The following is a 12,588-nucleotide window of genomic DNA, read 5'->3' on the forward strand; positions in this document are numbered from 1 at the left end:
CGCAGGCTTAAGGTGTGGAAATGCGTATGCGAACCGTTGTTTTGGGAACTCTTCTGGCCGGTCTGGCCGCCGGCGGCCTGATGATCGCCAGCTTGGCGAATGCCTCCACCCTGACACCCGATTTCAATAGTTTCAGCCGCTCCGGCCAGTCCATCGCGCGCAGCGGTGATTTCGACGGCGACGGCCGCACCGACGAGCTCTACATGGTCAGCGAAGCCGATACCGGCCGCGTCGCTATCCATGTCCGTCTGAATACAGTCAAAGGCGAGCAGGATATCCGCGTCACCAGCATCGACAGCGGCAACACCACGCCTAACCTGCATGTCGCCGCTGCCGGCGTCTATCAGGCCGATTGCGGCACCTACACCACCGATTGCGCCGCCACCGGCATCCGCACCACGCAGGACAGCCTGATTCTCGGCCTCGACGGCGACACCACCGTGCTTCTGCACTGGCAGGGCGATCATTTTGAAACCGATTTCATCAGAAATGACGAAGCCCGCATGGCGCGCGCCTTTTCCGCGCTCTACGCCCTCAATCACTGACCTCGGCAATAAATAAATACAAACAAGGAGATGGCCGGGCCGCCTTATTTATAAGGCGGTAAGATAAGCCTGCGCGCCATATTATCTTTGCATTATCTTTCATTCTCCACCTATTGTTAAAATTATTTTGCTTGGTTATGCGCCGCCGGCATGGCTAGAATGCTTCGCAATAACCGAAAAAGTAAGAGTTTCAGAGATGGGCCGATCCGCAGACTACAGCAAGCAGAGGTGCGCCATAGCGGCCAGCCTTGAAATCGTTGGCGAGCCCTGGACCTTGCTGATTATCCGGGATGCCTTTGACGGCCTGTGCCGGTTCGAGCAGTGGCAAGAGGCCCTGGGCCTGGCGCGCAATGTATTGGCCGCCCGGCTTAAGCATCTCGTCGCCCACGGCATCTTCGAGCAGCGCCTATACTGCGAGCGCCCGCGCCGCTATGAATATATCCTGACCCAGAAGGGCCGCGAACTGCGACCGATGATCGTCTTCATGAGCGACTGGGGCGCCCGCCATGTCTATGGTGAGGAAAAGCCGGTCACCGAGTTCATCCATGAAGCCTGCGGCCATTCGCTCAGCCCGGTGGCGCACTGCGCCCACTGCGAACAGCGCGTGCAGATGACCGACCTCCTGTCGCAGCAAAACCCCGACGCCAAGTCGATCGGCGAACTGAACCGCGCCCGCCTCGTCGCCGAAGAGATTGACTGAGCGCTTGAATTTCCAATGAGCCCGCCCGTTTGCCGAAATCGCGGCCAAGGGCTGACTGCGTCTGAAATTACGCATTGATTTTAAGTTTTATTTAAATTTATATATGCCAAAGATAAACAAATTGCATCGAGGGCAGAATGCTAAAACAAACGAGTAGTGTACTGAATATCGTCACCAGGCGCTCGTCGGATTTGTTTGCCTGGATTTTTAGAGCAATCGCTGCTCTGCCTGTCTTTTTAGTCATCATTACACTGATCTGGAACTGGCAGCCAGTTGTCTCACTCGTGTCGCAAATTTTCACCCGTCCGACAGATGTGTTCAAGACTCTCGCCTACGGCCTGCCGATGATCGGCTGGGCATTGTATGGTACGGCCTTGTGGATCGGTGCGACAATAATAGGCCGATTGCATAATCATAAAGCTGCATGGGAAAGCTCACTGACAATTTCGGGCGGATTGCTGGTGGTTGGTTCGTTATTCCAGCTTTTGTGGACCAGTCACACCCTGCATATGTGGATGTATTATTCAGGCCCCCTGCCTGCGCCTGCCAACAAAAACATACAGGCCCTGCTGCTTCTGATCGGCCTGATCGGTATCCTTATGGCGGCGGCCAGCCTGCGTATTCACCGTCTTAAATCCGAACTGGACGAAATCGTCTGATGCCCGTTCGCGTAACCCTCGATATCATGCTGGCTCGGCGCAAGCTTCGCGCCAAGGATCTGGCGGCGCGCATCGGCATTTCCGAAACCCAGATGTCGCTGTTGCGCACAGGAAAGGTCAAGGGCATGCGTTTTGATACGCTGTCAAAGATTTGCTTGATCCTGGAGTGCCAACCCGCCGATATTATGGAATATGATATCGACGATAATGACCTGACACAGGCGGAGGACTGAACATGCGCATATTAAGTCTGGCGGCCGCATTGATGCTGCTGGCCGCGCCGGCACACACCGAAACCGTGCGGCTGATGAGCTACAATATCCGCGTTGATGTCAGCGGCGACAATCCGCGCTGGGCCGAGCGCCGTGACCCGATGGCGAAACAGATCGCCTTCACCGCGCCGGATATTTTCGGCGTCCAGGAGGCGGCGCAAACCGCCGTAGCCGACCTCGCCGACCGCCTGCCCGGCTATGACCATTATGGCATCGGCCGCGACGATGGCGTCAACGGCGAGACCACCACGCTTTTCTATGACCACACGCGGTTTCTGCGCGTCGATGCCTCGACGCAGTGGTGCTCGAAAACGCCGGACGTGCCCGGCAAGGACGCCGACGCCGCCTATCCGCGCACCATTACCCGCCTGATCCTGCGCGACCGGCAAAGCGAGCGCCTGCTCGATGTCCGCAATACCCATTTCGACAATATAGGCGAGGTGGCGCGCGCAAACTGCGCCCGGCAGATCATGGCTATTCCACCCTATCCGGGCGCGATTGTGCTGATCATGGGCGACTTCAATACCGGCACGGACAGCGCGCCCTACCGCATCCTGACGGCGGAAGGCGGCCTGGACCTGAAGGATGCCCGCGTGGGCGCCGCCATCGATTTCGGCCCGCCGGGCACCTTCAACGGCTTTGATATCAAAAAGACCAATGGCGAGGCGATCGACCACATCTTTGTCGGTCGCGGCCTGGCCGTTTCACGCTTCGGCGTACTCACCGACAGCTTCGGTGGCCGGGTGATCTCGGATCACTTCCCGATCGTGGCGGATGTGGTTTTGCCATAAAAAAGCCCGCGCGGATTAAACCAGGCGGGCTTTGATGTTTAACGGCGGTCGCCGCGGATCAGCAGGGCGCCGAGAATAAACCCGACCCCCAGCGCAATCGCCACCGACGGCAGCGGGTTTTCCTCGATCTTGTGGCGGGCCTGGCTGGAATAGCGCTTCACATCATCCGTGGCGTGATCGGTGAAATCGCGCACCTTCGCCTCGGCCTCCTTGGCGCGTTCGGCCACCACATGCGTGGCGTGCTCGACCTCGTGCTTGATCATCTCGGAAATCGACTGGACATCGCCTTCATTCAACGATTCCAGCTTACGGGCGGCGGCCTTGGCCTTGGCAGACAACATAACGGGCTCCTCAGAATTGCGGTTAAGTCAAACCTAGAGTGAATATAGTGATTAAACCGTTCGGATTTCAGGCCGTTTTATAATTTTTTTGTGAGGGGCCGCCCTTGACTCGGCTCTGGCCCGGCACTACTTCAAGGCCGCCTTAGCACTCGCCGACGGCGACTGCTAACACGCAACTCATTAAATGAAAAATGGAGACATCCCATGAGCTTTCGCCCGTTAGGCGACCGCGTTCTGGTCAAGAGAGTCGAAGAAGAAGCCAAGACCAAGGGTGGCATCATCATCCCCGACACCGCCAAGGAAAAGCCGCAGGAAGGCGAAGTCGTCGCCGTCGGCTCCGGCACGCGCAATGACAAGGGCGAAGTTGTCGCTCTCGACGTCAAGGCCGGAGACCGCATCCTGTTCGGCAAGTGGGGCGGCACGGAAGTCAAGATCGACGGCGAAGACCTGCTGATCCTGAAGGAATCCGACGTTCTGGGTATCATCACCCGCTAATCCCCTCTTGTACCTCCCCAACTTGTTGGGGAGGGGGACCGCGCCCGCAGGGCGTGATGGTGGGGCATCTTGCTTCCTCTAAAACCTTTTAAATTCAACGCCAAAAGATAGGAATATCCACAATGGCTGCCAAACAAGTTCTCTTTGGTTCTGACGCGCGTGAAAAGATGCTGCGCGGAGTGAACATCCTCGCCAACGCTGTTAAAGTGACCCTCGGCCCCAAGGGCCGCAACGTCGTGCTCGACAAGTCCTTCGGCGCCCCGCGTTCCACCAAGGACGGCGTCTCCGTCGCCAAGGAAATCGAACTGGAAGACAAGTTCGAAAACATGGGCGCGCAGATGATCCGCGAAGTCGCCTCCAAGACCAACGACAAGGCCGGTGACGGCACCACCACCGCCACCGTTCTGGCCCGGGCCATCGTGCAGGAAGGCCTCAAGGCCGTGGCCGCCGGCATGAACCCGATGGACCTGAAGCGCGGCATCGACAAGGCTGTCACGGTTGTCGTCGAGCAGATCAAGGCGTCCTCCAAGAAGGTCACCACCAACGGCGAAATCGCCCAGGTCGGCACCATCTCGGCCAATGGCGACCTCGAAGTCGGCGAAATGATCGCCAAGGCCATGGAAAAGGTCGGCAATGAAGGCGTCATCACGGTTGAAGAAGCCAAGACCGCCGAAACCGAACTCGACGTCGTCGAAGGCATGCAGTTCGATCGCGGCTACCTGTCGCCCTACTTCATCACCAACCCGGACAAGATGGAAGCGGTCCTCGAAGACCCGTACATCCTGGTGTTCGACAAGAAGATCACCTCGCTCCAGCCCATGCTGCCGATCCTCGAAGCCGTCGTGCAGTCCGGCCGTCCGCTGCTGATCATCGCCGAAGACGTTGAAGGCGAAGCCCTGGCCACCCTCGTCGTCAACCGCCTGCGTGGCGGCCTGCGCGTTGCCGCCGTCAAGGCCCCGGCTTCGGCGACCGCCGCAAGGCCATGCTGGAAGACATCGCCGTCCTGACCAAGGGCGAAGTGATCTCCGAAGACCTCGGTATCAAGCTGGAAACCGTCTCGCTCGACCAGCTCGGCCGCGCCAAGAAGGTGACCATCACCAAGGAAAACACCACCATCGTTGATGGCGTTGGTGAGAAGTCCGACATTGAAGCCCGTATCGGCCAGATCAAGAAGCAGATCGAGGAAACCACCTCGGACTACGACAAGGAAAAGCTGCAGGAACGTCTGGCCAAGCTGGCCGGCGGCGTTGCCGTCATCCGCGTCGGCGGCTCGACCGAAGTCGAAGTCAAGGAAAAGAAGGACCGCGTCGATGACGCCCTGAACGCGACCCGCGCGGCCGTTGAAGAAGGCATCGTCCCCGGCGGCGGCACCGCCCTGCTGAAGGCGTCCAAGGCCCTGGCCGGCACGAAGGCGTCAACTCCGACCAGACCGCCGGTATCGCCATCGTGCGCAAGGCCATCCAGGCGCCGCTGCGTCAGATCGCTGAAAACGCTGGTGTCGAAGGCTCCGTCGTCGTCAACGCCGTTCTCAGCAATGAGAGCGCCGGTTACGGCTTCAACGCCCAGACCGAAAAGTACGTCGACCTGGTAGCTGACGGTGTTATCGATCCGGCCAAGGTTGTCCGCACGGCGCTGCAAGACGCCGCTTCGGTCGCCGGCATCCTGATCACCACGGAAGCCGCTGTCGCCGAAGCCCCCAAGAAAGAAGCCGCGCCGGCCCCGCAAATGGGCGGCGGCATGGGCGGCATGGGCGGCATGGATTTCTAATGTCCTCACCTTGGAATGCCTCAAGGGGGCATTCCAAGGTGGCTCAAGATCGAGACAATTTTCTCGGGCAAAGCCCTGCGAAAATGGTCACAGGTTACATTGAAAGAGCGGGTCGCAAGACCCGCTCTTTTTTTAAGACCATGCGTAACTAAAGAGATAACCGCATTTTCGTGTTATGCTATTGAGTTCCCCGGAGATACCATGTCGCCACTATCGCGCGTCTTGATAAGGCAAGAAATAACAAAGCTGAATCGATTAGACCCTAACAGGGCTTTATATTCTGCGATCAGTGCAACCTATGAAAAAATTACTGAAGGTCTAGCCGTAGTTGTTGGCAAAACAGGAGACGGTGAATTGTTTCACCGCGTGCGCAGGACAGGCGGAAATAAACCTAATTTGATAACCGAACTCCAAGCTCCTCCAGTAGAGTTTGTGCAAGGTTTTCAACGTTGCAATCCGCCGGGAATTCCCATGTTTTACGTGGCATCGAGGAGAATAGGCGCGCTTGTCGAAGCCCGCGTTGAAGTCGGTGAAATTGTGTATTTAAGCCAATGGATTGGTCGTGACGAAATTCCAGTAAACAGGATATTTGACGATGAGGAAAACAAAAAAGTTCCCGGAGTCGATACATCAACTATAAGTGGGCCAAACGACGATATCATCCTTACTTATTTAGACACCCAATTCACAAAGCGAATACACTCAACATTCGCAAATGATTATAAATTTACATCTGCGATTGCACAAAATTTAACTTCAAAATTTCCACCCAACAAATTCCACGATGTTCGTGATGATGGGTATGTTGCTCTAAAATATCCTTGCGTGCTTGGTTTAGAAAATTGCCATAACACAGCGATGCACGCAAGTTTTGCAACCGAACGGCTTGATCTCCTACACGTGATGGAATTGGAAATTATCGAGGTGCAAGGAAATGAGGTATCGGTCCAAGTACTTGACACCGCTATAGATTTTTCTGGCGGCACAATTAATTGGTCAGGAAACCCAAATTTAATCCCTTCGCTTTTAGGAGTCGATGGCGAGCGCAAGGGCGTTCTATTTATTTTTGATGGGCAAAAGTGGAATCTACATCTACATGACGGCCCCATAACCCCCGAGTATATAAAACTTCTATTACTAGATTGAGTTTAAGCTAAATTTCCATTCCCAATTTTAGTAATAACCCGCTTCCATTTTATTACCCAATATGGCATATAATGGCATGAACCAACTTCCACCGCCGCCACATAAGCCGCTCGAATGGGTCGGGCGATCGCTGGAGGAATTGCTGGCCCTACCCGAAGAGGTTCGCCGCAATATGGGCTTTGCGCTTCGGTTCGCGCAGGCTGGCGTAAAGCACGATCACGCCAAGCCCCTGAAAGGCTATACCGGCGCGGGCGTTCTGGAAGTGGTTGAGAACCATGACGGCGACACTTATCGCGCCGTCTATACCGTGAAGCTGGCAGGCATCATCTATGTCCTGCATTGCTTCCAGAAGAAATCGAAGTCAGGGATCGCCACGCCGAAAGCGACTCTTGACCTGATAAACCAGCGGCTGCGCGTCGCCGAGCTGATGCACGCCAAACGGAGTAAAACGCATGACCGACGATATTGAAATGACCACCACGGCCAGCAGCGGCAATGTCTTTGCCGATCTGGGCTTGCCGGATGCCGAAGACCTGTTGGCCAAGGCCAACCTGGCCCTGCATATCCGCCACGCTATTGAGGTCCGCAAACTCACTCAGGTTCAGGCGGCAAAAATCATGGGCCTCGATCAGCCCAAGGTCTCCTCCATCATAAATGGCCGGCTGGAGGGCTATTCGACCGACCGCCTGATGCGCTTCCTCAATGATCTCGGCTGCGATGTCCAGATTCACGTCTCCGCCCCGCATCCCGACACGCGCGGTTATTTGCGACTGGCTTGACAAAAGAAATTCAAGCCCGCTTTTGGCTATGGCTCTCGACATATTCCCGCAGGGCGCGGTTGATGCGCGTCTGGTAGCCGTCACCGGCATCTTTGAACCACGCCACCACATCGGCATCGAGCCGCAGCGATAATTGCTGCTTGACCGGCCGGTACAGCATCCCCCGGCGCGCACCCGACCAGTCACTGACCGGCGCGATATCCGACGTATCGATTGTATCGTCCGGCATCGCTTCCAGCGCTACCAGTTCCGCCTGCAAGACCTCGGACATTGGTTCAGAATTCCCCTTCTTCATAGGCTTTCCTTTCATACGGCAGGGCGCGTCTCGCGCTGATAATGCGGCCACCGTCAAAATCCGCATCGATGATCGTGTGGACTACAAACAAAACAGTCGAACCAGACGCGCTGGGCATGCCGATCGTGCGCCAGCGTTCCTCGTCCTTATAGGGATCAGGCAGGCTGACGGCGAAGGGATCGCCCATAACGCGCGCGGCCAGTTCAAAGGAAACGCCATGCTTGCGCAGATTGGTCGCGGCCTTTTCGCTATCCCACGTCCAGTCCAAATCAGCCCCTGTCTGTATCTACAAAAATGTATCTACAAATTGGGCAAAAGTCAAGTTTTTCGCCTGCCTATCCTCAGCGCTTAAATCACCCGCATAATTGCCAAATGGACGCGGCCCAAACCCATGCAAGCGACATCGAAAACGACCAGACGGAGCTGAAAGCGGCCCGTGCCCGGTTGCGCGCCTTGGCGGCTCTGGTGGCCGAGGCCGTCGAATCCATCGACATGCCCGAAACCTTTCTGGAGGGCGAACGCGCCGCCCGCGCCGTCATCGCCGCTGATCGCATGGTGGCGAGCCTGCCGGTCGCGGAAATTTCCGAAACAGAGGCCGCCCCCCTTATCGCGCCCGCGCGCAAGCGTCTGCGCGTCTATGCCCATCGCCTGCTCGATGCCATCGAAAACCTGACACTGCCCGTCACCTTCCTGGAAGGCGAGCGCGCCGGGCGCTGCGTGCTGGCCACCGACCGTATGTTGTCCCAGCTTTATGAGGCCCCGCGCCCGGAAGCACCCCGCGTGGAATTGGCGGGGCTTAAGGCCACCCGGCCGGCGCCCAAATCCACCAGCCGTTTCGATGACGAAGACGATGATGAAGACCGCGAACTGACCACCGAGGAAGTGCGCGCGATGGTCGCCTTCCGCCTCGATCATATCGTGCGCACGCGCGCCAAACAGAGCGGCCATTGGAATGACGGCCACCCTTATGATCCCGCCGATCCGGACTATGGCTGCATCTATCAGCACTTCGCCATACCGGGCTTCGATCCGCTCGATGGTCTGGGCCCGGCCGACCGCATCGCCCTGTCTCACGCCCGCAAGGTCGGAGACCCGATCGCCCCGCCGTGACGGACGAACAGACCGCGTAAAAAGACTTCACCCGCACGCCGGGATTTGCCAGACTGCGGCCGAACCAGGGAGACATCCATGATCCGGCGGCAATTTCTGACCTTAACCGGCGCGCTCGGCCTTTTCGCCTGTTCGAAACCCACTGAGAAAGCCCCGCCGCCCGCGCCGGCGCCCAAGCGCCTGCCGGAAACCGGCCTCGATGTGCCGCCCGATACGGTGCGCGTGGCGATCGAGACCAGCGAGGGTCAGATCGTCCTCGAACTCGATGGCAAGCACGCGCCACAATCGACCGCCAATTTCCTCCACTATGTCGATACGCATAAGCTGGACGCCGGCACGTTTTACCGCGTCATCCGGGCCGGTGACGCCGGCTTTATCCAGTTCAATAGCGGCGACCGGACCTATCCGCCGATCCCGCACGAACCGACCACACAGACCGGCCTTTCGCATGTCGATGGCGCCATTTCCACCGCACGCTATGCCATCGGCACGGCGTCCAACGAGTTCACCATCTGCGTCGGCGACATGACCTATCTCGATGCCGGCGGCACGGCCACGCCAGACAAGCAGGGCTATGCCGTCTTCGGCCATGTGATTTCCGGCATGGATATCGTCAAACGCATTCTCAAAGGCCGCCTCAAGGGCGAAAACCTGGTAACGCCTGTGGTTATCACCTCGGCACACCGGATGACCTAACCAACTCAGTAGAGTCCGGCACTTATAAACTGATCGATTCCTGATATCGGCCTGCCTACGCTTTGCGCATGATAAGCAAGGCAGACATCGGACGGCATATCGCCGATATCGAGAACCGCGTCCTGGACGGGCTGCGCCGAGCCTGGGTATGGCTGAGGCGCTTGCCGCGGGCCATATGGCTGCGCATCCGTGCCCTGCCGCGCTGGGGCCAGGGCCTGCTGGCGGCGATCGTGCTGCTCATCGGCGCCCTGCTGATCTTCCTGGCGCAACCGAACTGGAACTGGGCGCGGCCGTTTGTGGCGTCCATCGCTTCGGGCAAGCTGCACCGGCCTGTAAAGATCGACGGCAAACTGCGCGTCCATCTGTTCAGCTTCACGCCGTCCGCCACGGTCGGCGGGCTGAAAATCGGCCAGCCGGACTGGGGCGCGAAAGCCGGGCTGAAACCTTATCTGGCGGAGGTCGATCATGTGGCCGTCACCGCCGAACTGATGCCGGTATTTATCGGCCGCATCGTCCTGCCGCGCCTGGAGATCAACCGGCCGATCGTGCAGCTTTTCCAGGACAAGGACGGCCGCGCCAACTGGGATTTCAGCGATGGCCGCAATAAGGGGAAACCGACCAGACTGCCGCCGATCCGGAATTTCATCATCACGGACGGCCACCTGATCCTGACCAGCCTCCAGCGCAAGCTGACCTTTACCGGCTCGGTCAATGCCCATGAGACAGCCAATGCCGGCAGCCAGGCGTTTGCCCTGACCGGTGATGGCAGTCTGAATAATCGTCACTTCGAGCTGAACGCCACCGGCGGGCCATTGCTTAATGTGCGTACCAGCGTGCCCTATCCGTTCGATATGGCGGTACGCGCCGGCGATATGCGGATCACCGCGAAAGGTCGCGTGTTGCATCCGTTCAATCTCGGCGAACTGGCCGGCGCGGTGACGGTGAGTGGCCGCGACCTGGCCGATCTTTATTACCTCACCGGCCTGAGCCTGCCCAATACGCCCGCCTACCGGATCGCAGCTCAAGTGACCCGTAATGACCGCATCTATAATATTACCGGCATCAATGGCCGGGTGGGCGGCAGCGATCTGGAAGGCGCGCTCAAGGTCGATACAAGCCGCAATAACCGGCCTTATCTGACCGGTGACCTGCGGTCACGTTTGCTCGATTTCAAGGACTTAGGCTCGCTGTTTGGCGCAACCGCGGCCAATGCGCCGCAGGGCGCGGAGATTTCAGCCACCCCGACCGCACCGACGGCCGCACGCCACCTGCTGCCGGATGCCACGCTCGATATCGATCGCGTCCGCGGCATGGATGCGAAGGTGCGCTACCGGGCGCTTTCGGTGAAGGCCAGTCCCAAACTGCCTCTGCGAGAGGTCAGCCTGGGCGTCGATCTCGACCACGGTCTGCTGGTGCTCGATCCGGTCGAATTCAGCTTCCCGCAGGGCCGTTTGCAGGGCACGGCGCGGATCGATGCGCGCAAGGCCGTGCAGCAGAACAGCCTCGACATGCGCCTGACCGGCCTGGCCGTGCAGGATTTCGTGCCCAATATCAGCGGATCGAAGCCGCTGGAAGGCATTCTCGATGCGAGGGTGAAGGCTAGCGGCACAGGCAATTCGGTGCATAAGGCCGCCGCCAATGCCAATGGCCAGCTTACCCTGGTCATGCCGAGCGGCACGATCCGCCAGAGCTTCGCCGAACTGATGGGCGTCAATGCTACCAAGGGTCTGTTCCAGCTCCTGACCAAGGATCCGCATGAAACCGAGGTGCGCTGTGGCGTGGCCGATTTCCAGATCCGCAACGGCGTCATGCAGACGAACAATGTGGTTTTCGATACAGGCGTCACGCGGGTCAGCGGCAGCGGCACGATCGATCTCAATGACGAGCGCCTGAAGCTGGTCTTCAAGGGCAAGCCGAAGAAATTCCGTCTGACCCGCATCAATGTACCGATCGTTGTGGGCGGGCATTTATCGGCGCCGAAGTTCGGCGTCGATCCCGGTCCGGCGGTGGTCCAGGGCGGGCTGGCCCTGGCGCTGAATACGCTGCTGCCCTTCGTCGGCATCGACTACGCCAAGAACGCCAACTGCTCGGGCCTGATGGCGGACATGCAGGCAAAAGGAACACCGACGACTACGAAAGCAGCCGCTAAAAAAGCCGTTCCGCCACCAGCCCAGAAATAGGTCTGCTATTACCGTCTGGAAATAGTCCGTCTTTTCAGGCTATGAACGGTTCGGTTAAGGTGCGTACGGGAGATCGGGGATGGAGAACGGAGCGGCAGGCATTGAGGCGCTGACACAGCGCCAAAAGGAAATCCTGCGGCTGGTTTACCAGCACTACCAGACCAAGGAAATTGCGCGCGCTCTGAATATCAGCGAACGCATGGTCAAGACCCATACCGAAGAAATACGCCGCCGGCTGGGCGTGGCCACCAGCCGCGATGCCGCCCGGCTGCTGGCAGCGCGCGAGACCGCCCTCGGTCGTGACGACCGATGGTCAGCGGGACCGATGGCGGGCGATGAAGCAGGCGAAATAGGCTTGCCGCATGAACAAGCCGCTCTCTTCAAACCCGTCACACATGGCGATCCGCTGGGATCAGCTCGAACTGGCGTGGCGCGAGATGGCGACGCCGCAAAAGCAGTCCTCGATCCGGAGCATACTGGAGGATATCCAGACCCTGAATCGGACCAGCGGCACGGAAGCGGCTTTGTTCGACCTGATCGCGGCGACCGCCTGGTTGACCGACGAAGGGAAAGCCTTGAAAAAAGGCTGGCCCGACTGAATGTTTTTCAGTGGCTGGGGCTGATCGTGGTCGTGGGGGTACTCTCTGCCGTTGTGGTCAGCGGGCTCATCGCGGCGGTCATCGGCACGCTGGAAGGTCTTCAGGTTTTGAATCGCCAGATCGGCTGAGGGGGCAGGTCTGGCGATTTCTTTTATGGCCGGGCGCAAAAACACATGACCATCGCGCTTCTTTACCGCACAACCGGCAATGTCC

At 58.5% G+C, this 12,588-nt stretch carries 16 protein-coding genes and 1 pseudogene; 14 read left to right on the plus strand and 3 right to left on the minus strand.

Annotated features, from left to right (window positions below):
* Positions 1–26: 26 nt before the first annotated feature.
* From NVV72_04935 to NVV72_04955, 5 genes are all read left to right on the plus strand, one after another.
* Positions 27–545, plus strand: a complete 519-nt coding sequence (locus NVV72_04935) for a hypothetical protein (protein MCR6658706.1) — start codon at positions 27–29, stop codon at positions 543–545.
* A gap of 196 nt (positions 546–741) precedes the next feature.
* Complete coding sequence (locus tag NVV72_04940) at positions 742–1,245, plus strand: helix-turn-helix transcriptional regulator (protein MCR6658707.1); 504 nt, start codon at positions 742–744, stop codon at positions 1,243–1,245.
* Positions 1,246–1,382: 137 nt separating this feature from the next.
* The gene (locus tag NVV72_04945; protein ID MCR6658708.1) at positions 1,383–1,904 is read left to right on the plus strand and encodes a hypothetical protein; all 522 of its coding nucleotides are present in this window, start codon (positions 1,383–1,385) and stop codon (positions 1,902–1,904) included.
* Entirely contained in the window at positions 1,904–2,137 is a 234-nt protein-coding gene (locus NVV72_04950; protein MCR6658709.1) for a helix-turn-helix transcriptional regulator, read from the plus strand. The genes NVV72_04945 and NVV72_04950 overlap by 1 nt, the downstream gene beginning before the upstream one ends.
* Positions 2,138–2,139: 2 nt before the next feature.
* Positions 2,140–2,967, plus strand: a complete 828-nt coding sequence (locus tag NVV72_04955) for an endonuclease/exonuclease/phosphatase family protein (GenBank protein ID MCR6658710.1) — start codon at positions 2,140–2,142, stop codon at positions 2,965–2,967.
* Positions 2,968–3,005: 38 nt separating this feature from the next.
* Here the strand turns inward: NVV72_04955 and NVV72_04960 are convergent, their stop codons facing one another.
* Complete coding sequence (locus NVV72_04960) at positions 3,006–3,308, minus strand: DUF883 C-terminal domain-containing protein (protein ID MCR6658711.1); 303 nt, start codon at positions 3,306–3,308, stop codon at positions 3,006–3,008.
* A 204-nt stretch (positions 3,309–3,512) separates the two neighbouring features.
* Here NVV72_04960 and groES point away from each other — a divergent pair, with 204 nt between their 5' ends.
* The 5 genes and pseudogenes from groES (at position 3,513) to NVV72_04985 (ending at position 7,495) form a co-directional block, all read left to right on the plus strand.
* A complete protein-coding gene (gene groES / locus NVV72_04965; protein ID MCR6658712.1) occupies positions 3,513–3,803 on the plus strand; it encodes a co-chaperone GroES in 291 nt (96 codons plus the stop codon).
* Positions 3,804–3,925: 122 nt separating this feature from the next.
* A pseudogene (groL, locus tag NVV72_04970) lies at positions 3,926–5,570 on the plus strand (chaperonin GroEL).
* Between the two features lie 201 nt (positions 5,571–5,771).
* Positions 5,772–6,716 carry a hypothetical protein gene (locus NVV72_04975; GenBank protein MCR6658713.1) on the plus strand — a complete coding sequence of 315 codons (945 nt, stop codon included), beginning with the start codon at positions 5,772–5,774 and terminating at the stop codon, positions 6,714–6,716.
* A 76-nt stretch (positions 6,717–6,792) separates the two neighbouring features.
* Positions 6,793–7,185 carry a type II toxin-antitoxin system RelE/ParE family toxin gene (locus NVV72_04980; protein MCR6658714.1) on the plus strand — a complete coding sequence of 131 codons (393 nt, stop codon included), beginning with the start codon at positions 6,793–6,795 and terminating at the stop codon, positions 7,183–7,185.
* Positions 7,169–7,495 carry a helix-turn-helix domain-containing protein gene (locus NVV72_04985; protein ID MCR6658715.1) on the plus strand — a complete coding sequence of 109 codons (327 nt, stop codon included), beginning with the start codon at positions 7,169–7,171 and terminating at the stop codon, positions 7,493–7,495. The genes NVV72_04980 and NVV72_04985 overlap by 17 nt, the downstream gene beginning before the upstream one ends.
* 10 nt (positions 7,496–7,505) lie before the next feature.
* On the opposite strand, the gene NVV72_04990 is transcribed toward NVV72_04985, so the two are convergent.
* Both NVV72_04990 and NVV72_04995 read right to left on the minus strand, forming a co-directional pair.
* On the minus strand, positions 7,506–7,766 hold the full coding sequence (locus tag NVV72_04990) for a BrnA antitoxin family protein (GenBank protein ID MCR6658716.1): 261 nt from the start codon (positions 7,764–7,766) through the stop codon (positions 7,506–7,508).
* A 4-nt stretch (positions 7,767–7,770) separates the two neighbouring features.
* On the minus strand, positions 7,771–8,058 hold the full coding sequence (locus NVV72_04995; GenBank protein MCR6658717.1) for a BrnT family toxin: 288 nt from the start codon (positions 8,056–8,058) through the stop codon (positions 7,771–7,773).
* Between the two features lie 104 nt (positions 8,059–8,162).
* On the opposite strand from NVV72_04995, the gene NVV72_05000 reads away from it, so the two are divergent.
* From NVV72_05000 to NVV72_05015, 4 genes are all read left to right on the plus strand, one after another.
* Positions 8,163–8,900, plus strand: coding sequence for a hypothetical protein (locus NVV72_05000; GenBank protein ID MCR6658718.1), 738 nt, complete (start codon positions 8,163–8,165; stop codon positions 8,898–8,900).
* Positions 8,901–8,978: 78 nt separating this feature from the next.
* Positions 8,979–9,596: a peptidylprolyl isomerase gene (locus tag NVV72_05005; GenBank protein MCR6658719.1), complete on the plus strand. Its 618-nt coding sequence runs from the start codon at positions 8,979–8,981 to the stop codon at positions 9,594–9,596.
* A 68-nt stretch (positions 9,597–9,664) separates the two neighbouring features.
* Positions 9,665–11,776: an AsmA family protein gene (locus tag NVV72_05010; GenBank protein MCR6658720.1), complete on the plus strand. Its 2,112-nt coding sequence runs from the start codon at positions 9,665–9,667 to the stop codon at positions 11,774–11,776.
* Positions 11,777–11,855: 79 nt separating this feature from the next.
* A complete protein-coding gene (locus tag NVV72_05015; GenBank protein MCR6658721.1) occupies positions 11,856–12,503 on the plus strand; it encodes a LuxR family transcriptional regulator in 648 nt (215 codons plus the stop codon).
* Positions 12,504–12,588 lie beyond the last annotated feature (85 nt).

The organism is Asticcacaulis sp. (assembly GCA_024707255.1).
GTDB lineage: Bacteria > Pseudomonadota > Alphaproteobacteria > Caulobacterales > Caulobacteraceae > Asticcacaulis.